This is a genomic window from Tardiphaga sp., from assembly GCF_028290785.1.
Lineage (GTDB): Bacteria > Pseudomonadota > Alphaproteobacteria > Rhizobiales > Xanthobacteraceae > Tardiphaga.
This window is the reverse complement of sequence record NZ_JAQGJD010000227.1, coordinates 39,581-61,676: the sequence shown is the minus strand read 5'-3', so window position 1 is coordinate 61,676 and position 22,096 is coordinate 39,581. Positions and strand designations below refer to the sequence as shown.

The 22,096-nt window shown below is 64.2% G+C and carries 19 protein-coding genes; 1 reads left to right on the top strand and 18 read right to left on the bottom strand.

The features are described from left to right. Positions 1-58 precede the first annotated feature (58 nt). The 10 genes from JWR89_RS14030 to JWR89_RS13990 form a co-directional block, all read right to left on the bottom strand. Positions 59-2,362 carry a xanthine dehydrogenase family protein molybdopterin-binding subunit gene (locus JWR89_RS14030; RefSeq protein ID WP_299717161.1) on the bottom strand — a complete coding sequence of 768 codons (2,304 nt, stop codon included), beginning with the start codon at positions 2,360-2,362 and terminating at the stop codon, positions 59-61. After that, positions 2,359-2,838, bottom strand: coding sequence for a (2Fe-2S)-binding protein (locus JWR89_RS14025; RefSeq protein ID WP_299717159.1), 480 nt, complete (start codon positions 2,836-2,838; stop codon positions 2,359-2,361). Before JWR89_RS14025 ends, JWR89_RS14030 begins: the two co-directional genes overlap by 4 nt. Next, on the bottom strand, positions 2,835-5,189 hold the full coding sequence (locus tag JWR89_RS14020) for a xanthine dehydrogenase family protein molybdopterin-binding subunit (RefSeq protein ID WP_299717157.1): 2,355 nt from the start codon (positions 5,187-5,189) through the stop codon (positions 2,835-2,837). Before JWR89_RS14020 ends, JWR89_RS14025 begins: the two co-directional genes overlap by 4 nt. Continuing rightward, positions 5,186-6,043 carry an FAD binding domain-containing protein gene (locus JWR89_RS14015; protein ID WP_299717155.1) on the bottom strand — a complete coding sequence of 286 codons (858 nt, stop codon included), beginning with the start codon at positions 6,041-6,043 and terminating at the stop codon, positions 5,186-5,188. The genes JWR89_RS14020 and JWR89_RS14015 overlap by 4 nt, the downstream gene beginning before the upstream one ends. A 243-nt stretch (positions 6,044-6,286) precedes the next feature. Beyond that, positions 6,287-7,114, bottom strand: a complete 828-nt coding sequence (locus tag JWR89_RS14010) for an FAD-dependent oxidoreductase (RefSeq protein ID WP_366142990.1) — start codon at positions 7,112-7,114, stop codon at positions 6,287-6,289. Then, the gene (locus JWR89_RS26305) at positions 6,999-7,544 is read right to left on the bottom strand and encodes an FAD-dependent oxidoreductase (RefSeq protein ID WP_366142988.1); all 546 of its coding nucleotides are present in this window, start codon (positions 7,542-7,544) and stop codon (positions 6,999-7,001) included. The genes JWR89_RS14010 and JWR89_RS26305 overlap by 116 nt, the downstream gene beginning before the upstream one ends. Positions 7,545-7,657: 113 nt before the next feature. Next, entirely contained in the window at positions 7,658-8,449 is a 792-nt protein-coding gene (locus JWR89_RS14005; RefSeq protein ID WP_299717153.1) for a DUF3050 domain-containing protein, read from the bottom strand. Between the two features lie 87 nt (positions 8,450-8,536). Further along, entirely contained in the window at positions 8,537-8,806 is a 270-nt protein-coding gene (locus tag JWR89_RS14000; protein WP_299717151.1) for a hypothetical protein, read from the bottom strand. An 11-nt stretch (positions 8,807-8,817) separates the two neighbouring features. Then, a complete protein-coding gene (locus JWR89_RS13995; protein ID WP_299717149.1) occupies positions 8,818-10,824 on the bottom strand; it encodes a hypothetical protein in 2,007 nt (668 codons plus the stop codon). Between the two features lie 110 nt (positions 10,825-10,934). After that, the gene (locus tag JWR89_RS13990; protein WP_299717147.1) at positions 10,935-11,876 is read right to left on the bottom strand and encodes a UbiA family prenyltransferase; all 942 of its coding nucleotides are present in this window, start codon (positions 11,874-11,876) and stop codon (positions 10,935-10,937) included. A 243-nt stretch (positions 11,877-12,119) separates the two neighbouring features. Here JWR89_RS13990 and JWR89_RS13985 point away from each other — a divergent pair, with 243 nt between their 5' ends. Beyond that, positions 12,120-13,097: a hypothetical protein gene (locus JWR89_RS13985; protein ID WP_299717145.1), complete on the top strand. Its 978-nt coding sequence runs from the start codon at positions 12,120-12,122 to the stop codon at positions 13,095-13,097. 13 nt (positions 13,098-13,110) lie between these two features. Here JWR89_RS13985 and JWR89_RS13980 read toward each other — a convergent pair whose 3' ends face one another. From JWR89_RS13980 to JWR89_RS13945, 8 genes are all read right to left on the bottom strand, one after another. After that, positions 13,111-14,607 carry an AarF/ABC1/UbiB kinase family protein gene (locus JWR89_RS13980; protein ID WP_299717143.1) on the bottom strand — a complete coding sequence of 499 codons (1,497 nt, stop codon included), beginning with the start codon at positions 14,605-14,607 and terminating at the stop codon, positions 13,111-13,113. 92 nt (positions 14,608-14,699) lie between these two features. Continuing rightward, positions 14,700-16,331, bottom strand: a complete 1,632-nt coding sequence (locus JWR89_RS13975) for an AarF/UbiB family protein (protein WP_299717141.1) — start codon at positions 16,329-16,331, stop codon at positions 14,700-14,702. 131 nt (positions 16,332-16,462) lie between these two features. Further along, complete coding sequence (locus JWR89_RS13970) at positions 16,463-17,110, bottom strand: hypothetical protein (RefSeq protein WP_299717139.1); 648 nt, start codon at positions 17,108-17,110, stop codon at positions 16,463-16,465. A gap of 130 nt (positions 17,111-17,240) precedes the next feature. Further along, a complete protein-coding gene (locus JWR89_RS13965; RefSeq protein WP_299717137.1) occupies positions 17,241-18,065 on the bottom strand; it encodes an SDR family oxidoreductase in 825 nt (274 codons plus the stop codon). A 43-nt stretch (positions 18,066-18,108) separates the two neighbouring features. Continuing rightward, a complete protein-coding gene (locus JWR89_RS13960) occupies positions 18,109-19,242 on the bottom strand; it encodes an acyl-CoA dehydrogenase family protein (protein ID WP_299717135.1) in 1,134 nt (377 codons plus the stop codon). 12 nt (positions 19,243-19,254) lie between these two features. After that, the gene (locus tag JWR89_RS13955) at positions 19,255-19,716 is read right to left on the bottom strand and encodes an SRPBCC family protein (protein WP_299717133.1); all 462 of its coding nucleotides are present in this window, start codon (positions 19,714-19,716) and stop codon (positions 19,255-19,257) included. A gap of 15 nt (positions 19,717-19,731) precedes the next feature. Then, positions 19,732-21,039, bottom strand: coding sequence for an aminotransferase class III-fold pyridoxal phosphate-dependent enzyme (locus JWR89_RS13950; protein WP_299717131.1), 1,308 nt, complete (start codon positions 21,037-21,039; stop codon positions 19,732-19,734). 12 nt (positions 21,040-21,051) lie between these two features. Further along, positions 21,052-22,077: an SDR family oxidoreductase gene (locus JWR89_RS13945; RefSeq protein ID WP_299717129.1), complete on the bottom strand. Its 1,026-nt coding sequence runs from the start codon at positions 22,075-22,077 to the stop codon at positions 21,052-21,054. Between the last annotated feature and the right edge of the window lie 19 nt (positions 22,078-22,096).

Here is a 22,096-nt window from a genome sequence, read left to right as displayed (position 1 = left end):
CTGTGACGGCGCGATGAATTGTCCTGGTCACACCCATCCCGACCGAGGATCGTGCGACCTATTTTCTCAACATCGCCTTGATCATCTGCGGTGACACCGGCAGCCGCGTGATCGCGCCGGGCTGGCCGAGCGCGTCGTCGATCGCCGCGGCGATGGCCGCGCCGACGGCGTTGGTGCCGCCTTCGCCGGCGCCCTTGAGGCCCATCGGGTTGAGCGGGCTCGGCGCATCCTCGGAGATGATGACGTCGATGTGCGGCACCTCGCGCGCCGTCGGCATCAGGTAGTCCGCGAACGTCACCGCCAGCGGCTCGCCGCGATCGTCATAGGTGAATTCCTCGTACAGCGCGCCGCCGATGCCCTGCGCCACGCCGCCGACAATCTGGCCTTCGACCAGCATGGGATTGACGGCCTTGCCGATATCGTAGGCCACCAGATAGCGCTCGATATCGATCGCGCCGGTGTCGCGCGCCAGGCTGACCACGGCGATATGGACGCCGTAGGGGTAAACCATATGCTTGGATTCGAACGAGGCCTCGGCGGATAATCCAGGCTCGTCGTTGCCCAGCAGCGTTGATCCCGGTGCCAGCGCCGCGGCAATCTGCGCCAGCTTGATCGATGGGCCGGCACTGATGCCGCTGCGCACGATCAGGCCATTGACGATATCAAGATCCGCGGCAGGGGACTGCAGCAGCTCCGAGGCAACCGCCAGCACCCTGTCGCGCAGTTTGACGGCCGCGAGCCGTGTTGCTTCTCCGGTCATCACGGTGACGCGCGAGGCGAAGGCGCCGAGGCCCCTTGCGATGCGGTTGGTCTGGCCGTGGATCACGTTGATATCGTCATAGTTCACGCCCAGCGTATCGGCGCAGATTTGCGCGATCACAGTCTCGACACCCTGGCCGACGGAAGCCGCGCCCGTGACGACTTCGACATGCCCGGTGATATCGATGGTAATGTGCACGTCGTCGAACGGACCGAGCCCGCTCTTCTCGACGAACATCGCCACGCCGGCGCCGACCAACTCGCCATCGCTACGCCGCTGCGCGATCACCGCCTGCAGTTCGGGCCAGCTCACGCCGTCCAGCGCCTTGTCGAGCAATCGCGCGTAGTCGCCGGAATCCAGTACGATGTCTGTGCCCAGCGTTTCCAGCGCGCGGGTCACCGGCATCTCGCTCTTGTCGATCAGGTTGCGGCGCCGGATCTCGACGCCATCGACGCCGACTTTCGCGGCGATCGCATCGAGCAGCCGCTCGCGGACAAAGGTGCTTTCATAGCGCCCGGGCGCGCGGTAGGTGCCGCCCGGCGTCTTATTGGTCAGGCGGATGTGGCCGACGGCACGATAGGCGGGCACGCGATAGGGACCGGGCAGCATCGCGGCGGCGAGATCGGGAACGGTGGCGGCATGCGTTCGCATGTAGCCGCCCTGGTCGTGATAAAATTCGTCGTCGATGGCGAGGATGCGGCCGTCGCGATCGATGGCGGCGCGGATGTGATGGGTCTGCTGCCGCGAATGGTTGGTGGCGATCAGGTTCTCGCGGCGATCCTCAATCCACTTGACCGGGCGGCCCAGCCGTATCGCCGCGAGGCACACCAGCACGTCTTCGGGATACAACTCGCCACGGACGCCGAACCCGCCGCCGACATGGCCCTCGAACAGGTTGACGCTGGCCGGCGACCGCCCGAGCATCCTGGCGATCTGGTCGCGATTCCAGTGCGGCACTTTCGCGGCGCCGTACATCTCCAGCATGTCGGTGCTGGCGACATAGCGACCGATCGAGCCGCGGGTTTCCAGTGGCACGCCGGAGTGCCGGCCGATCGACAACGACAGGCTGACGGTGGCATGCGCGGCGGCGAAGGCGGCATCGATATCGCCATAGCCCTTGCGGATGATGGCGGGTTCGGTGGGCAACCCCTCGCGGAATTCGCCGACCTCGCCGTCCGCATGAAGAATGACCGGCAGTTCCTCGATCTCGACGGCCACATGTTCGGCAGCGTCTTCGGCCAGATAGGGATCGTCGGCGAACACCACGGCGACGGGATCGCCGACATAACGCACGCGATCCTTGGCCAGGATGGTCTGCCGATAGGCGGCGAGCTGTTCGAGCTTGGTGAGGCGGAAGTCGATCGGCGGGATGTCGGCGACATCGGCGAAGGCCCATGCCGCATGGACGCCGGGGATCGCCAGCGCCGGCGCCAGATCGACCGAGAGAATCCTGCCGTGCGCATAGGTCGAGCGCACCACGCGCATGTGCAACTGGTTCGGAAAATTCACATCGGCGGCGAACAGGCCCTGGCCGCGCAGCAGCGGTCCGTCTTCCTTGCGGGCAATCGACTGACCAACGAGTTTTGGCCGGGCGCCGCTCACGACTGGCGCATCTCGATGGCGGCGGCCCGCACCGCCTTGATGATATTCTGATAGCCGGTGCAGCGGCACAGGTTGGACGACAACACGTCGACCAGATCATGGTCGGAGATGTCCGGCTCCTTCTCCAGCACGCCGACCGCGAGCATCAGGAAGCCCGGCGTGCAAAAACCGCATTGCAGGCCGTGGTTCTCCATGAAGGTGCGCTGCATCGGGTGCATCTCGTCGCCCCGCGCCAAACCTTCCACGGTGCGGATCTCCTTGCCGGCCGCCTGCTGCGCGAACATCAGACAGGAGCGCACCGGTTCGCCGCTGACCAGCACCGTGCAGGCGCCGCAGACGCCGTGCTCACAGCCGATATGGGTACCGGTCTGGCCGCATTCTTCGCGGATCGCATCCGCCAGCGTGCGCCGCGATTCCACGGAGATGGCGTGGTTGCGGCCGTTGATGTTCAGCGTGATGTTGGTCTTGTCGGTCATGCAAATCTTCCGTGACTTGGCAACTTTCCGCTGCTGCGCAGGGCCGCCCGAATCCGTTGCGGCGTCGCGGGCATCTCGTCGATGGAAACCCCGAATGGGGAGAGCGCGTCGTTGATCGCCGAGATCACCGCCGCCGGCGCGCCGATGGCGCCGCCTTCGCCAAGGCCCTTGGCCTTGGTGATGGAATTGCCGGTCAGGGTCTCGATGTGGTGCAGTTCGATCTCGGGAATTTCCCTAGATGTAGGCGGCAGGAAATCCGCCAGGGTGCTGCTCAGGATATTGCCGGTCTCGTCATAGATGATTTCCTCGAGCAGCGCGTTGCCGATGCCCTGCGCCACGCCGCCATGCACCTGGCCATCGGCGATCATCGGATTGATGATCAGCCCGGCATCCTCGGCGACTAGAAATTTTTTCATTTCGACGCGCCCGGTGTCGATATCGACCTCGACGAGGGCGACATGGCAGGCGTTGGAGAAGGTGCCGGATGGATCGTAGGTGCCGGTCTCGGTCATGCCGGGCTCGATTTCGCCATTGAAGATGTGCACCTGATGATAGGCCGCGCGCACCAGAGTGGCGATGGTGATCGAGCGGTCGGTGCCGATCACATGCGCCGAGCCGGCTTGCAGCGTGATGTCTTCCGGCGCCGCTTCCAGCATGTGGCCCGCCATTTTCACCAGCTTGGCGCGAATCTTTTGCGCAGCAATCAGGCTGGCGCCGCCGGACAGCACCAGCGAGCGGCTGGCAAAGGTGCCCCAGCCATAGGGCGAGCGGTCGGTGTCGCCATGCACCACCTTGATGAATTCGGGATCGATACCGATTTCGTCGGCGATGATCTGCGCGAGCGACGTGCGCAGGCCCTGGCCATGCGGCGACGAGCCGATCCGCGCCTCGACGAAGCCGGAGGGGTCGATGCTCAGATGCACGGTCTCGAAGCCCGGCGAGATCGCCATGCCCCGTGCCGCGAAGGCCGGGGTGCCATAGCCGGTGCGCTCGGAGAAGGTCGCAAAGCCGATGCCGAGATAGCGGCCGTTTTCGCGCGCCGTCTGCTGTTGCTTGCGAAACGAGCGCAGGTCGATGGCGGCAATCGCCATCTCCATGGTCGCCTTGTAGCTGCCGTCGTCGAACACGAGACCGGTCGCGGAAGTGTAGGGAAACGTGTCGATCAGGTTGCGGCGGCGCAGTTCGGTGGGCTCGATGGCGAAGAAGGCCGCGGCCTTGTCCATCAGCCGTTCCAGCACGAAAGTAATGACCGGTCGCGACACGCCGCGATACGGCGCCATCGGACAGGTGTGGGTCAGCACGCCGCGCGACCGGCAGTGATAGGCGCGGACGTCGTAGGGGCCGGGCAGCTCCGCCAGCGCCATCAGCGGCTCGACGCCGGACGTGGTGGGGAAGCAGGAATAGGCGCCGACATTGGCGACGATGTCGCCGCGCAGCGCCAGCAGCTTGCCGCCCTTGTCGAATGCGCCTTCCAGTTCGACGTGCTGGTCGCGGCTGTGGAAGCTGGCGATCAGGTTTTCGCGGCGGTCCTCGGTCCACGCCACCGAGCTGCGCAGTTTTCGCGCCAGCCACACCAGCAGCACGTATTCCGGCGCCAGCGACATCTTCTGGCCGAAGCCGCCGCCGACATCCGGTGCCACCACGCGCAGATCCGATTCCGGCATGCCGATGATGTCGCACACGGCAGTGCGCGTCAGGTGCGGCATCTGGGTGGTGCAGGTCAGGGTGACCCGGCCGGTGGAGGCGTCAAACGCCGCATGGCCTGCGCGGGCTTCCATCGGCGTCGCATTCTGCCGGCGCGAGCGGCCATCGACGCGGATGATCGTGTGCGCCGTCTTCCAGACCTCGTCGAAACCCGGCGTGACGATGCGACCTTCGACGATCACATTGCCCGTGGCCTCCGCATGCACCAGCGGCGCGCCGTCGGCGAGCGCGTCGATGGCATCGATCAGCGGCGACGTCTCGGCAATTTCCACCTCGATCAGTTCGGCGATATCTTCGGCTTCGTCCTTGCCCCGTGCATAGACTGCGGCAATGGCTTCGCCGGTGAAACGCACCACGCCATCGGCGAGGATCGGCTGACCCACGGCGACGTAGTTGAACTTGCTCAGCATGGGCCGGATCGGCTTCAGCGATTTCAGATCGGCCGCGGTGACGATGCCGGCGCCGTCGGGTGCGGTGATGCTTCCGATCGTGCCGGCGGCGACGCTGCTGCGCACGAAGCGGACCCAGTGTACGGCCGGCAGATCCGCGGTGAAGCGGCCCTGGCCGGTGACCAAAGCGGGGTCTTCGACACGCCGCAGCGACCGCCCGACCCAGGTCGTGCCGGAGCCCTTGGTGTGGGCAGTCATGGCAATGAGCGCTCCAGCGCGCGGCGCGTCACGGCGCGCACCAGATCGCAGCGATATTCCGCCGTGGTCAGGATATCTTCCAGCGGCTCGACGGCATCGGCCGCGGCTTCGCCGGCGGCGACGAACAGGTCGGGCGAGGGCGCCTGGCCGTTCAATACCGCCTCGGCTTCCGCAATCCGTCGTGGGCGATCCTCGGCGCCGCCGATGCCGACATGGGCATCGACGATCACGCCATCCACCAGGCGATAGGTGACCAGGGCTGCGGCCATCGCAAAGTCGCCGGCGCGGCGGCTGAATTCGTAGAAGCCGAACTGGGTGTCCGCGGGCAGTAGCGGCAGCCGTGCCTCGGCCAGAAACTCATCTTCCGCCAGCGAGGTCGACATGATGCCTTCGAGAAAATCCTCGACCGCGACGATACGCTCACCGCGTACGCTCTTCACTACCAGTTGGGCGCCGAGCGTCGCCGCCACGAGGCACCACTCCGAGGACGGATCGGCATGGGCGAGGCTGCCGCAGAACGTGCCGCGCATCCGGATCGGGTAATGCGCGATATGGCTGACCACGAAGGCCAGCAATTTTCCGAGCACACCATCGATCACCGGCTTGTGGAATGCGCCATGGCGGGCGCGCGCGCCGATCGAGAGGTAATCGCCGTCGATGGCGATGCGGTCGAGGCCCTCGACCTCGTTGATGTCGATGAGATGCGTCGGCCGCGCCATCCGGAACGCCATGATCGGCACCAGGCTCTGACCGCCCGCCAGGATCCGCCCGTCCTGCGGCGCGAACTCGGCCAGCGCGCTGACGACTTCGTCGATCGTCTTAGGGACGTGGCGGGTGAACGGCGCCGGTTTCATGCGAAAACCCCAGTCAAGCGGGCGAAAATTCACTTGTATGCTAACAATCGGCCGGGCGATGTCAATCAACACCGTTGGCGCAAAACCATGCGTCTGCTGCCTCCGTCGGCGCGATTCGCGCGGTCGCCCGGCAAGTCTGCCCTAAAATTTGACGGTGGTCCGCAAGCCTAACCCGGCGGCCCGTTCAGGAGGGGCAGCCGTCTCGGTGGCGTCATCGCGCAGGTGTCACGAGGCTTGGCGATCTTAGGTCCCGTCGCGGTCCAGCGCGAAATCTTCCAGCAGCGGCGAATGTTGTCCGGCAATCGCTCCGCAGATCAGCTGTGCTGCCATGTAGCTAAAGGTGATGCCGTTGCCGCCATAGCCATAGGCCGCATAGACGCCGGAGTGGTCGGGCACTGGACCGATCAGCGGCAGGCCGTCGCTGGTGGTGTCGAATGTGCCGGCCCAGCGGAACTCGATATCGAGTTTCGCGCGCGGCCACAGCGCGGCCAGTCTCTTCGTCAGCGCGTCGGCCTTGTCGGCTATCAGTGCGTCGCGCGCTTCGGGTTCGATGATCTCGTCGCTGTCCTCGCCGCCGATGATGATTCGGCCGGCCTTGGTGCTACGGGCGTAGAGATAGTCCTTGCTGTCTTCCCAGATCAGCGCGGCGTCGCGCCAGATGTTGTCCGGTTGCGGACGGGTAGCGATCGCCCAGCTCGAAGATGGTTTCTGCACCGTCGCCTTGACGATCTCCGGCATCACATAGCCGGTGGCCAGCACGACGTGGCGCGCCTCTATGGTATAGCCATCTTTCATTTGCACGCCGACCGAATGGGCGGCGGAATCGAATGCGGTAGCTTCGCCCTCGAACAGTCGCGCACCGCGCCCCACGGCGACTTTCAGCAAACCGCTCGCCAGTTGCATCGGATCGGCGTCGGCCGATCCCGGCGAGAGCAGCGCGCCGGCGCGGCTGATCTCATACTCGGACAGCAGCATCCGGTGATCCAGAAAGGCGCCGGGCAGGCCGGCGCGCTGCCGCAGCGCGTGTTCCTCGATCAGGTCCTTCGCGGAATCGCCGGCGGCGAGATACAGCGAATCCTTGTCGCGCATTTCGCAAGGCAGGTTGAGCCGGAACCAGCGCCATCAGCCCATGCACGGCTTCGAAGCTGGCGCGATAGGCTCGCGCCGCGCGCTCATAGCCATAGAGGTGGGTCAATTCCTGCAGCGAGCGGTCGATCTCCCACAGCAACATCGAGGTGCTCCCCGCGGTGCTGCCACGGCCCGGCAGTTCGCGATCAACCATCACGACGTCGAGTCCCTGGCGCGTCAGTTCTTCCGCCATCAGCGATCCGGTGATGCCGCAGCCGACGATCAGTACGTCGCAACGAATGTCCTGGGTGAGTGGCCGGCGCTTGGCGCGATCTACGCCGGCGAACCACGGCGAACGCCCGCCGCGCAAATCCGCTTGCTCGGTGGTATCTGGATTGAAATCTTGAATGACAGCACCAAAGGCAAGAAACATAAATCGCCGCAACACCAGGCGAACGCGACAGATTGGCAGGCGAATGGCCTGTCAAAATTCGCATGTCAATTTCTGGAGGCGCGTAAGGTTCCCGGTGCTCGGCCAGATGAAAATCAGGCCGAACGGATCCCGCGCAACGTGCCACTCCACAGGCCGATGCGGTGCTCGATGCTGTCGGCGGCGGACTGGTAGGCCCGCCGCGCCTTGTCGGGCGAACCGCCGATGACCCGCGCCAGCAGTTCCTTGCCGAGCGGGCCATGGCTGTCGCCGTCGAGTTCGATATGGCGAAGCACATAATAGTCGAAGTGTTTTGGAATTTCGGCCTGGCTCGCCCAGAACCCGTTGCGGATACTTTGAAACATGTCCGGTATCACGTCTTCGCGGCCATACAGGAATCCGCCCAGCACCTGTTCGGTGGTTCCCCGCGACGCCAGCGCCATCGTATGTTCGACGAAGACCCGGACGTGGGGCGGCGCATCAACCTGTTGCAGGCAGTGCGGGATTGGAATGCCATCTTGAGCCAGCTTGCAGAACTGTCGAAACTTGTCGGTGCGAGCGCCGATCTCCTGCATCGCGCCGACATAGAGTTCGAGATGGCTGATCGGAGAAGTGCCGTCCGGGCCGAGGTCGCTTTCCTCACCGATCACGATTTCATTGATGAGCCGCGCGGCGTGCGGATCGGCGGCGGGAAACCACGGCACGTCGAGGCAGGTGACGTCGCGCTGCAGCCGTTTCAGCAGCGACATGAAATCCCACACCGCGAAGACATGGTCTTCCATGAATAGTTTGAGCCGCGCGATCGAATTCACTTCGGCGTAGATAGGGTGCCGTAGCAGCGACTGGCGCAATTCGTCGAGGCGATCCAGCTCCGTTTCAGCTTGGGGCGGCGTGGCGTCCTGCAGCATGGCTTGGCTCCCGTCCATCTGGGCGTTACACCTGCTATTAATAAGAGAACATGTAAATTTATACAACTTAAAAGTGTATAGACTGGCCTATTGTATAACGGGGTGCGGCGGCTTTCCGTCTCCGTTCGTGCAGATGGCTGGCTCGGCGCCTGCGGCGAAAGCCATCGCCGGCAGCAGCGACAGCAGGTGGTCGCGGTGCCGCGGCGCTTCGTGAACAGCAGCGGCGACGAGGAGGGCCACTTCTGCGGCCACCAGCGTCGCGAATAGCGGGCCGATCCGCCGGAATAGAACTCGTACGCGCCGCCACGCATAGATGCATCGGCTGATGATCAGTGCCCCAAGGATACAGCAGCCCATGACGTCTCCCGTCAGTGTACGGTGTCTTGCAAACGCAGCCGGACAACCGTCCGGCCGTTCAGTTCGACATGGAGCGTGGCGGCGCCGTCCGGCGACGCGAGCAGCGAAGCGGGCTGAGCGCCTTCGACGGCATAGCTGCGGCCCGGCGACAGCCGTGCGATGCGGATGGGGAAGCGTCCGGGCTGCTTGCCGTCATACAGCACGAGGTTCAGGTCGGTGCCGTTGCTGATGGCGCGGGCGACGAGCACGTCCGGGTATGCGCAATCGGACAGGATCGGCCCGGTGATGGCGCCCGGGCGCGGCGCGAAGTTGATGACGTCGAGCCAGTGATCGCGCCGCGCCCAGCGCGCCACGGCCAGGTTGATATTCGCGGTATTGGAAATGTCCTGATAGGCGAGCACGCCTGGCGTGGTGACCGGGGTCAGCAGTTCCGCAGCCTTGCGCAACGCCGCTTCGGCGATGATGTCATCGCCATGTTCGCGCGCGGCCAGCGCGATGGTGCCGAGCGCCATGCCTGGATTCTGCTGATAGTTGCCGAAGTCGGTGCAGTCGCTCCACGAGCCCTGTTTGAGCTCAAGGCCGGTCGCCGTCAGTTCAAGATATTCATGGCGCGCCAGTACATACCAGAGCTTCGCGTAGCCGGGGTGGATGGCGTTGATGACCTGGCTTACCGACAGCAGGTTGTCCATCTGCATCTGCGTCACGTTCCAGAACGGGCTGATCCCGACCAGCGACGACAGCTCCGGCTGCAAACCGCCGCCAGGCGCGATGAATTCGCCTTCGAGTCCCCGCATGAATGGCGGATAGACCGCTGCCGCAATCGAGGTACCGTTGGTGCGGTCGAATGGCTTTACGCCGCACAGCGCGTAGGAGTTGCAGATCGGAAACACCCAGTGCGGCTCGCAGGCATACAAATAATAGATTGCGTGATCCCAGTTCCACGTGATCCAGTCCACGAAACTCTGCGCGTTGTGGCCATAGGTCCGGCGGCGGTGCTTGAAGGGCTTGAATTGCAGCGCGCCCGATTTCTGGTATTGCAGGTCGCCGGTGTTTTCCGCGTAGCAGGTCAGGGCGCTGAGCGACAGCCCGGCCAGCATGACGTCGTCCTTGGTGCCGACCGGATCGGGATTGAGCGACAGGTTTCCCCACGCGTTCTCCCATGTCCAGTAGCCGCAGACCTCCGGCGAGGTCAGGGATTCGATAGCGTAGCGCTGTGCCTGGTTGAGATAGCCATGGAAATTCGGCAGGTACTTCCGCTGCAGCATGGCAAGACCGTAGCTGATGTAGTTGAGCTGATACCGCAACCCGGCGAGTTGGAAATTATCGATTCGCGTAAAGCCCTCGAATTGTCCGACCGGTTGCAGCGCGCGATCGAAGATGTAGCGCGCGCCAGCGATCTCGTCGCAGGTGAGTTCGTGGGCATTGGCGTCCGGCGCCAGGCTCTGCACCGCGTCGAGTTCCGCCAGGGCGGCGGGCAGGGCGGCGGCGCGTTTCCGGCCGAGCTCGACCGCCGTCTGATAATTCCAGTGCAGGACATAGCGATGCAGCGCATAGAGCGTGAGCGCAACCCCGGGCACGATGAGCCAGGTCCATTCGGAGACGCTGTCGCCGGCCATGGCATAGGACACCGACGCTGCAGCGATCCATATGATGGGGGGCAGGATCACCGCGCCGCACAGCAGCCAGAGCGCGCATGACAGCACGAAGATCACGAGCGTCAGAGGGAATAGCCATATCGCCGCGCCGCCGACAGCCACAAATCCGGCGCCCGGCAGCCAGAGGCCCCAGCCGAATGCCCGGCTCGCAACCGAAAAGCCCGGATATAGCGTCACGGCCAGGATGTTGGGGATCGCGCCGAGGATGCACAGCGTCAGCCAGACCATGTAGGTTCGGCGCTGCAGTTTCGTGGCGATTGGGCCGAACAAGGTCTCGCGATGCGGCACCGCCGGCACGTCGCGAGGAAGCGGGGCGGGGGCACTGCCTTGGCGGACCGTGCCTGACTTCGTTCGGGACCCCATAGGACACCTCGATGCGAGACGCGCTTGGTAATACTACCAGAAGTTGTAGATTTTCCAAGTCGAGAAACGCGCTGGGCGGATTTTTGCGTTTCCCGCAGGCCAGCGGACGGCTAGGCCAGCCACTGGCGCAGCAGCAAATCCGGCAGGATCGATGCCGAGACAACGAAGTAATAGGCGCCGCCCAAATGATTGGCGCGGCCGGCGGCTGTCGGCAACGTGTCTCTGTCGGCAAGCAACACGCGCAGGTACTGCCTCAGCATCACAAGACTGAATGCTGAGAAGGTCACCAGGTAGATCCAGCCGAGCGCGCCGAAAACAAACACCGCGACGCCGGCACCAACCGAGACGATGAAGGCCGTCGCCGAAATCCACCGCGTGATGTCCGAACCCAGGGCTACTGCGAAAGTGCGCACATGGTAGCGGCGATCACCAGTCTCGTCATGGATGCCGCCCAGCAGATCCTGTGCCATGTCGGAGGAGTAGATGAAGCAGGCGACCGCGATCAGCAACCCGCCGTGAAATTCCGGGACGACGGCGAAGGCGGTGACGGGAAACAGCGCGCTGATCAGCGGCGCGATCAGTTCAGACGAGCAGGGCAGCGGAAAAAACCGCTTCAAATAGCTATAATAAAAGATAACCAGCGTCGCCTGCAGCGCGACTGCGGCGAGGAATCGGCTGCTCAGGAACGTCGCGCAGGCAAGCGCGATGAGGATCAAGCCAACGCCGGCACCATAGATGTGCTGCCACTGCGACAGGCCGCGGGGGATCGGCCGCTCGGGATGCACGAGCTTGTCGATATCGCGGTCCGCGGCGTCGTTGATGAGGAAGATCGCCAGCACCATGCATACGGTCGTCGCGGCAGCGAGCGCGATGGATATCACCGGTCGCGGAAGCGAAAAGCTTCCAGCGAGCGCGATCCATCCCACATACATCGACAGGACGCAGGCGATGATTGCATTGGCCTGATACCGCCATTCCCGAAAGTACGACGCCAGGCTTCGGACGAGCGTTGGCGGGTCGCCGGATGCTTGGGCCACTTCGATCTCCAGCATCGAGGCATCCTTTGCGTGCCAAGCACAGGAACTGCGCACAAGCCAAGTCCGCGTCATGAAAAAGTTTGTACACGAACGATATTTGCAGGACGCATGCAAATGCGTGCTGCAGAAAGTATTTCTACTTTTACGTGTATGCAAGTTATAAGTGTATAATGTGGGCGGGCGAAGTCCTCCCGGTACCTCGCGGAGGGGACCATTTCGTATCTCGGCTTCCTTGTTCGGGCGACGGAAGAGGCGGTGGTGGAGGCCTCTGGATGGCTGCTGGGCGGATTGTTCGGGCCGCGCACGGCTCCGCTCTCGCCGGAACAGCAGGCGGTGGCCGACCGCGTGCAGCGTCGCGCGGAAGATCTGATCGAGGAATTCCGCGACCGCCGGGAAGACATCGCCCGGGATGCCCGCGACGTGTTCGCCCTGCTCGGGGCAATACCGGATGTGACGCATTGGAATAGCGGACTGAAGTCGAGCCTGAGTGCATTGGTACTAGCCGCAGTGCATCAGTCTGAGCGTTTCGGCGACGGCACCGGCGCGGTGAAGCGCCGCTTCGCGACGGACCTGGTGGTGCGGGTGCTGGAGAAATACAATTTCGGCGGGCTGCCGTTTCTCAGCATCCAGAAGACCTTGCTGGCGCCGTTTGTCGGAATCCTGATCGACTGGAGCGTAGAGATCTTGAACATCCATCCGGCCTGCTGGCAGCCGGTGCAGAAGGTCAAGCTGCCGAGCTTCACGCGCGGTGCTTATGACGGGCTGTTGCGCATCGCGCTGGTCTTCTCCCGTATCGTCATGTGGTTCAGCAAATGGATGTTCATGCCGACCAGATACGAACGCCAGTTGCGGGCGGCGCTAAAGCAGATCGAGCCGGAGGCAGGCGCCGTCCTTCGTTCGCTGCCGCCACACCAGTTGCCGGCCATTGTCGAACGCCTCGTCAATATTGTGGTTCAACTCGGACAAGTGACAGCGCCCTATGTCGGGCTGGTCGAACAGGTGTTGCGGCTCGGCGAGGAATTTATCGACATGAATGTAGCCGAGCGCACCGAAGCGATCTTCCTGATGCTGCGCGGGCTGTTGCTGGAGGCCTATGCCAACGACGAACTGGTTCTGATCTTCGTCGATAGTCCGATCGGCGACTATCTGCTGCGCGCGGTGGTGCAGCATTCCACCTGGGTGCTGGCGCAGAACGGGCTTCTGCTCGATCCCGGCCCCAATCTCACGCTGCAGTGACGCTGGCGCGGCATCACTTCAGGCGGCGGTAGTGCAGATAGGTCACGAGGTATAGCAACAGCAGCAGCGTCACCAGCAGGCCGGTGATCCAGCCGCCGCCTGCGGCCGGCGATCCCGGAAACGCCAGCAGTACCGCGACGCTGACGGCCAGGATCGCGCTGATCAAGCCGCGGGCGCGGCGGTTGCGGTCCTGTTCCGTCTCATGGCTTTCACCGACATTGACCTTCAGGACAAAGCGGTTATCGGCAAGGTCGGTCAGCAACTGGCTTGCCTGACCGGGATAGTCACGCCACAGCGCGAAGTAGCTTAGCAGGGTTGGCACCAGATTCTCGGCATCGATGATGCGAAACGCTTCGTCGCGCTGCAGCTTCTCGATGAAGCGACGGCCCACGGAGCGCAGGTCGGCGCGGCTTCCGAGCTGATGCGCGACCAGTTCGACGGTCAGCAAAGCGCGGTACATCGCGAGTACCTGGGTCGGAATCTGATATCCATTGTTCCGCGCCGCGCGGATCACGTCGATGAGGTAATTCGCAATGGCGGACGAGAAGGCCTGGCCGCGGCCCTCGCGCGTGGAGCGACCGTCATGATCGATCCTGGCGCGGGCCGCGGCGAGGAAGTCGCGGCGCAGCCCCTCCGGATCGGCCGCCTCGGTGGCGACCAGGATGTCGAGCAGCGCGCGCAATACGCGTTCGTTGTCGCCGCGATACAGCGCCGCCAGATAGTGCATCTGACGTTGACGTACGGTGTCGTCGAGTTCGGTGCACAGGCCGAAATCGATGAAGGCGATTCCGCCGTCGGGTTTTGCGATCAGATTGCCGGGATGCAGATCGGCGTGGAAAAAGCGGTAGCGGAATATCTGCGTCAGGCACGCCTCGATCAGGTCTCGGGCCAGCAGACCGCGGTCGATGTCGTCGTGTTGTTCGATATCGCTGGTATCTCGGGAGGGCGCTGCGAGCAGATCAATCACATGGACGCCGCGAACATAGTCCATCGTCAGGACGCGGTCGCCGCTGAGCTGCGGATAGGGTTTCGGGATCACCTGAAGTGGACTGTCAAAGGCCAACCGGCGCAGCCGCTGGATATTGCGCAGCTCGCGCACGAAATCCAGTTCCTGCATCAGCCAGCCGGCCAGCTCCTCGATCGTGGCGCGCGGATCGAGGATGAAGCTGCCGCCGCTCAGCTCCAGCAATCGGGCGAGGCGGCGCGCATGGCGCAGATCGCGCGCGACCTGTCGGTGCACGTCGGGCCGCAGGATCTTGATCACGACCTCGCGGCCGCTGCGCAGCCGCGCATAGTGAGTCTGTGCCAGCGACCCGGCGGCGAGCGGTTGGGGGTCGAGATAGCCGAACAGTTCGGCCGGTTCGGCGCCGAGATCGGCGCGGATGATGCGGCGGACCTCGGACCACGGAAATGGCGGTACGCGCTCGAACAGCCGCATTAGTTCGACGCAGTACTCCGACGCGATCAGGTCGGGCCGCAGCGCCAGGAACTGGCCGATCTTGACGAACACCGGCCCTCGTCGTTCGAGGAATCGCCGGAGGCCGACCGGACCTCCCCATTGCCGCGCCAGCCGGGCGGGGCGCCTGCGTTCGATCCCAGCGGCTAGCTCTGCCATGGCTTGGCAATCAATACTGCCGAAAACGGAACCAGCATCAGCACCACCCATGCCGCCGCACGCATCGTTTCATTCTGGAATTGAAGCGCCAGCGGGCAGGTGGTGATCGACAGGGCTGCCAGTATGGTTGCGCGCGCGTAGTTGTTGACGGTGCGGCGATGCGGCGTGCTCTCCTGGATCGCGACGGCGCCTGCATCTTGTCCTGCGACAAGCATGCTGACGGCCTTGTCACACGCGTCCGGAACGTTCGTCACTGCTTGTCGGACGTCGGCCGTTCGAGCGGCGCTCGTGGCCACCGCCATGAGCCGATCGACCGGTGAGGGGTGCTGCTGCCGGAAATAGTATCGCATCTCGCGCATCAGGTCGAAATCCGCCGACAGGCTCAGCGCGCTGGAATCCAGCGCGATGGCGGCGCGCCAGAACAACAGCGTATCGAGATCGACGCGGACGCTGTGCCGCCTCAGGATATCGGTGATGTCGCCAATCACCTTGCCGATATGACGCTCGCTTAAAGCCGTATTCGCGCGCAACGATGACTGGTACCATTCGCTGAGAACGGCCTTGGTCTCGCGCCTGAAAGCTTCGAGATCGGTCCGCCCGGTGGGCGTCGAGAGCTTAGCGTAGTAGCGATAGGCGGTGTCGATATTGCCCACCGCGAGGTTTTCGGTGTAACCGGCCAGCCATTCGCGTTTCTCGCGGCTCAGCATGCCGAAGATGCCGAAGTCGATAAAGGCGACCCGGCTGTCGGCCAGCAGCAGGATGTTGCCGGGATGCGGATCCGCGTGGAAGAAGCCGGTGCCGAAGAACTGGTGCAGCGAGGCGAAAGCGAGATTGTGCAGCGCCTCGTCGAGGAAAAAATGGGGGAGAGCGGTGTGGATGGTCGCGGCCTCGCCGCGCTGCAGCCTGCGGCCGGCCTCGGCGATGCTGAGGCCCTCGATGAACTCCATGGTTAGCACCTTGCGCGTCGTCATCGTCCAGTAGATTCTCGGCACGGTCTCTGCCGTAGTTGCGTAGCTGCGCAGCCGCTCGGCGGTACGGCCTTCGAGCACGAAATCCAGTTCCCGCCGGGTGAAGGTAGCGAACTCGGCGACCATGTCGTTCAGCACCAGGCTGGGAAACCAGCCGAACCAATCGACCGCCCTCGCCAGCCGCCCGAGGATCCGCATGTCGGCCTCAAACACGCGATCGATATCTGGCCGCTGGATCTTGACAGCCAGTCGTTCGCCGCGATGGTTGCGCGCGCTGTGGACCTGCGCGATCGAAGCGGCGCCGATCGGTTGCGGATCGAACCCGGAGAACAGGTCCGCGAGCGGAGCGCCAAGCTCTGCCTCCACGACTGCGCGTACCGTGTCGAAAGGTAACGGCGGCACGTTTTCGAACAGGCGCTGCAACTCGTCGCAGATCTCGCGCGGCAGCAGGTCGAAGCGCATCGCCATGAACTGACCGAGCTTGAGATAGGTCGTACCCAGCCGTTCGATCGCAAGACGAATCCGGACCGGCACCGGCAGGCCACGCGCCGCCAGGCCAAGCGTGGTGCGCAACAGCGGCGCGATATTGAAGGTGAGCAGCACCCACAGCACCACCCAGCTTCGGACCGCGTCTGCCAGGAAGGTGCTCATGCGCCACATCGGCTATTTCTGCGCTGGGCCTCAGGCGTCCGGCACCGGCGGCCTGAGCGAAAGTGCAAAAGACATTCGTCGCCCGGATGACCGGGCGATGCCTACCATGACAGACCAGTCTCGCGCCCGAGCTAGGTCGTTTCTTTTGGCTCGGGCGGTGCCGATGGCCGGGTCCGCGGCGGTCGCGGCCGCTCCTGCTTCGGCGCATCTTCCTCGGCCCTGCTGACGCGATCTTCGTAGTCGTCGTCGCGTTCCTGTTCGTCGTCGTAGGTTTGCGAAAACTCGCGCGCCGAATCCGAAAACACATCAGCCGTATCCCGAAGCGCCTGACTGAGATCGCCGTAGACGTCGGAGGAGAGGGAGCGCGACCGCTCGGAGCGCGATGATCGGGGACGGCGATGCTCGTTACGCTCGCGTGAATCGGCGCGGTGATCGTCGGCGTCGCTGTCCCGATCCCTGTCGTGACTCCGGGAGCGATCCCGGTCGTCGATACCGTGGGGCGATGAATAGAGGGAGTCGGCGAGGTTGACGACCAGATCGCCAAGCGCGCCGACAGTGCCGAAATAGGCGCGAGCGCCGGCGCGAGTCAGCGAATACGCCAGTCGATCAACGTCGCGAACGACCGCCCCCAAATTCGAAGGAGCGGAGTTGCGCGGGGAAGAGTCGCGGCGGGTGTGCCGCGAGGAACGGTCGCGGTCGCGTTGGCGGGCTCTGTCTCGGGCGCGTGCGTCATCGCGGTCGCGCTGCTGATCCTGTTCGCGTTCTTCGTTGGTCACCATGAAGTCCTCCCATCTGGCCAAGGGTTTTGGACGTACGCATTCTGCCAATGCAGTAATGCTCGCGTCAAGATATAACGTGCTTAAATGCACTCATAAAGTGTATTTTAGCTCGTAGATTCTGGCCGCGTTGTCAGGTCTTCGACTCCAGTGAAATGCTGAGGATGCCGTGGCGGACCAGCCGGCCGACGCGCCAGCGGATGAACCCATCGACGAACCGCGGCGCATGGCGAGCCGTAAGCAGCGACAACGAGCCGAAGAATGTCAGCCCGCAATCGCGGCGCACCCGGCCGCGGCAGAGGCGAACCATGGTGCGGGCAGCCGCGTCGAGCGGTTCTTCGAGGCTGAGCAGCGTCCGGCCGCCGATCTTGAAAGTGACCAGCCGGGCCACCGACAGCCCCTGCCGCGCGATCTTGTCGTGGATCGGTGTTCCCATGTAGCCGGGATAGACCGTGGTGACGCCGATACGATCTCCATACTGCATGCGAAGCACGTCGGAATAGGCGACCATCGCGCGCTTGCTAGCCGAATAGGCGGGGATGAAGACCGCGTTGACCACCGCAAATAGCGACGACACGTTGATGACGCGGCCGCGTGCTTCGAGCAAAGCGGGCAGGGCCGCGGCGGTCGTCCGCCAGGCACCGAACAGGTTGACGTCGAAGTGCTCGATGCTGTCGTTCACCGGTGCCGCGCCGGGATCCTGCAAGTCGAGCACCGCGGCGTTGTTGATGAGAATATCCAGGCCGCCGAGCCGTCCGACCGCCTCCGCGACGGCGTCGCTGACTTCCGACGGGTTCCTGAGATCGGCGACGATGACGCGGTCTGCAGCGGCGCCGACGCCGGGTGTCCTGTCGATGCCGATGACGCTGCAGCCGCTAGCCGTCAGCGCGGCCATGGTGGCCGATCCCAATCCGCCCGCGGCCCCGGTGATCAGGACACGCTTTCCGTGAAGACCCATTGCAACCTCCTGCGATAAGACGCTCCGAATGATCGATCGCCCACTACGGCAGCCGCAGTGCCTCGCCGGCGAGGTGTGCCGCCAGCGCCTCCGACATGCTGCCGCGCGAGGGCGGATGAAATGAAAGCCCCCGGGACGCCGCGAGCAGATAGCTGACTTCGGCCGACTGGATGAAGGCGATGCCGCCAAGCAGCGCCACAGCGAGGTCGGTGGCGCGCTCGATGGCGCGCTCGGCCGCGTAGCGCACCAGCAGCATGCGGCCGAGCAGGTCGGCGCCGATCTGTCCCGCCATCATGTGGCAGGCGACGCCTTCCAGCGCCGTCATCGCCCCATCGAGCTCGATGCCGAGCAATGATCGGTCGGCATGATGGCCGCGCTGGGCGGCGATGGCACGCTCGGCCAGCGCGCTGGCGATGCCGAGATAGGATGCCGTGATCAGCAGTTCGAACCAGATGAAGCCGCAGATCTGGATCGGATCCATTTCGCCGGATCGCTCGGTAACCCAGGCTAGTTGCTCGGGCACGGTGACGTTGGTCAGGATCACTTCGTCGCTTTCGGCGCCGCCCAGGATGTGATTTTTCCAGAATGGCTGCCGTTCGATGCCGTCCGACTTCGCTGGTATCAACAGCACTGCGAAGGCAGCGTCTGTGTTGGCGGCAGGGTCGGGCTCGACCATCACGCTGGCGGTCAGCAGGTCCATCGAACGCGACAGGCTGCACGGCTTCTTGCGACCATTGACGACGAAGCCGGCCGGCGTCCGCTTCGCCTGCATGGTGGCGTCAAGAATGCCCGTTCCGCTGCGGCCCTCCGCAAAGCCCGAGGCCATCAGCAGGTGCTGTCGGGCAATGGCTTCCAGCAGAAATGTCTCGGGGCCGCTGCGCTGGCGGGCCAGTTCGACAAATGTCACCACTGAAAACTGGTGCATGGTGGTGGCGACCGCGAGCGAGGGCGACCGGCTACCGATGGCGCGCTGAATGCGCGCCGCCTGCAGCGGCGTTGCGCCGCCGCCAGCATATTGCCGAGGGATCAGCAGGCCGGGTCCGCCGGCCTCGCGAAACAGCCGGATCGCTTCGCTGCGCGGACTCTCGAGCTCCATGAACGGGATCGCCTGAAGCGACCGATCCAGGCCGGGAATGAACTCGTTGCAGGTCGCGCGCTCTGGCGTCAGGAACTCCACTTCGATTCTCCCTCAGGCCGCGTCTTCGGCCGAAATGAATTCGACCGGCGGAACCAATCCCTTGATGATCGATCGGGCATTGTCGCGCAGCGCCTGCTCGGCAATCGGCTCGAGGATGTCGTTGAGGCCGGGGATGCCCATGTCGAAGGCGCACGAGAAGCGGACCAGACATCCGCCGGGGCCGTCGGCCACGACCGACCATTCGCCATCGAAGGATTCGATGTCGCCCTCGATCTGCGAAAACCGTAAGCGGTAAGCGGCGGGCATGAAGATGTCCTCTTCCTTCCAGCGCAGGATGCCCTCGCGAAAGCTGACTTCCCATTCGCTGTAGAAGCGGCCGTCATCACCCGCACTGACAACAACCGAGCGCACCGCCGGACTGTATTTTGGATAGATCGCAAAATCGGCCAACCTGGCGTAGATCTCCGCGCAGGTAAGACCTGCCACCTTGCCGAGCACATCGACCTGTCGCACGTCGCTCTCCCTCGTTCAGGCCGGGCGCCCGTTGTGGACGCAAAGCATGCTGTGGCGGAAACGTTCGATGCCCGTCCTGGAAGCCGGGGCATGGCGGCTGCGGATGGTGACGGCGGCCTCGCGGATCGCGCCGAGCAACCAATCGATCTCCTTCTCGCTGAGCACCGCCGGCGGTGTGAAACGGACCACCCGCGGCGCGTTGAGAGAAGTCGATACGACAATTCGAAGCTGAATGAGTTCGAGGATAAAATCGCCGGCGATATGATCTGCGGCGAATTCGATGCCGATCAGCAATCCCATGCCGCGAACGCCCACGACCAGATCGGGGCAACTCTCCTGGATGATCGTACGGATCGAACCCAGCAGGCGCGCGCCGATGGATTCCGCGCGCCCGACCAAATCTTCGTCGCGGATAACTTCGATGGCAGCCCGCGCGGCGCTGGTTGCCAGCGGACTTCCGGCAAAGGTCGAGGTGTGCAGCAACGGATCGCGGTTCAGCGCCTCGAACGCCCGTGGCGTGACGACTGCTGCCGCGACCGGCACGCAGCCGCCGCTCAAGCCTTTGCCGACCAGCATCACGTCTGGCGTGATCCCTTCGCGATCGGCGCCCCACCACGTGCCCAGCCGCCCCAGCCCGGTCTGGATTTCATCGAGCATGAGCATGGCACCATGGCGCCGGCAGATCGCTTGCACATCGCGCAGGTAGCCGTGCGGCGGGATGATGACGCCGGCCTCGCCCTGCACCGGCTCGACGATCACACAGCAAGCGTCGCCATGACGTGCGACCGCGGCATCGACGAGTTCGGCGCTGCCGAATGCGACGTGTTCGACGCCGGGCAACAGCGGCTCGAATGGTATCCGGTATCGCGGCCGGCCGCTGATGCTCAGTGCGCCGAGAGTCTTGCCATGGAAGCCACCATGCATCGAGATCAATGTGGACTTGCCGTTGAGCCGGGCGATCTTGACGCCGATCTCGCTGGCCTCGGCGCCGGAATTGGCGAAGCAGACGTAGCGCAACTCGCCCGGCGCCACCGCTGCCAGGGTGGACGCGGCGGAAGCCAGTTCGCGGCTCAGCATGCTGCGGGTGCCGAGCGGGTGGCGCTCGAGCTGGGCGCGAACCGCGCTGACGATTGTCGGGTGGCAATGGCCGGCAATGAATACGCCATAGCCGCCGCAATCGAGATAGGCGCGATCGTTCTCGTCGTAGACCAGGCTTCCCGACGCTCGCGTTTCCGTGGCCATGCCGACCAGCCCGGCGAGTCTGGCCATCCCGCTGTTGACGTGCTGCCTGTAAAGTTTCACGACGTCGCCGCTGTCGATCATGATTTGCATCCGTCAGGCGGGCAGGGCTTGCGCGACTTCGCCACCGAAATCGTTCCGTCTCGCCCAATACTCGATGTTGCGCGCCAGGGTCGGTTGGGGCTGCGGCAGCTTCTCGATGTTCAGCTCGGCACAGAGGCGCGGCACCGAACTGGGAAATGCCTGGTCGATGTTGAAGTATCGCGCCATGTGCAGGGCCCGGTCGAATAGCTGCCGCAGATGCGGAGGCAGAGCCGGCAGGAACACCGGGCGGATCAAACGTTCGAAGGCGTCGGGACTGAACGCCCGCGGCCTGGCGACTGTTCGCCCTGTCAGGCGCGTCGCGTGTTCGAGGCACCACTCCACGAGCTGTTGCAGTGTGATGGCGCTATCACCGAGCGTCAGCCAGTGCTCGCCATGAGTGTCGCCGCGCTCGATCAATCCGGCGATGATGCGGGCGACCAGATCCTGCGGCACGAAGTCGATATAGGACGACGGCGCTGCCGGGGCCATCGGCAGCAGTCCTCGCAGCAGCAGGCCCATCACCAGATGAAAGCCCTGAAAGCGGCTGATCGCGCCCGTGCGAGAATCTCCCACCACGACGGACGGGCGCAGGATCACGTGCGGCACGCCGCTCGATCGAACAACCTGTTCCGCCGCACGTTTTGAAATTTCATAGCTGTTGGCGTCAAAGCCGCCGATGCTGGTCCTGGTCTCACTGAAGGCGGTGCCGATGTAATACAGCGGCACGCTCGCGGTGCAGGCTAGTTCGATGATGTTTTGGGTGCCCTCGACATTAGTCTGATTGATCGTGTCCTGCGGCTGTTCGAAGTCGGTGATCGCCGCGGCATGGACGACCAGATTGATCCGACCCGCCAGTTCGACATATTCGCTGCGCGTCAGACCCAGACGCGGAAGCGAGATGTCGCCGGCGATCGGCTGGATGTTCCGTCCGCTCACTGGGGTTCGCCGAACCAGGCAATACAATTGCGCCCACGGAAGGCGCGCAATCAGAGCCTGGCCGACGACGCCCGTGGCGCCCGTGACGAAGATAGCTGTCACCGATCGTTCTTCCCTTTGG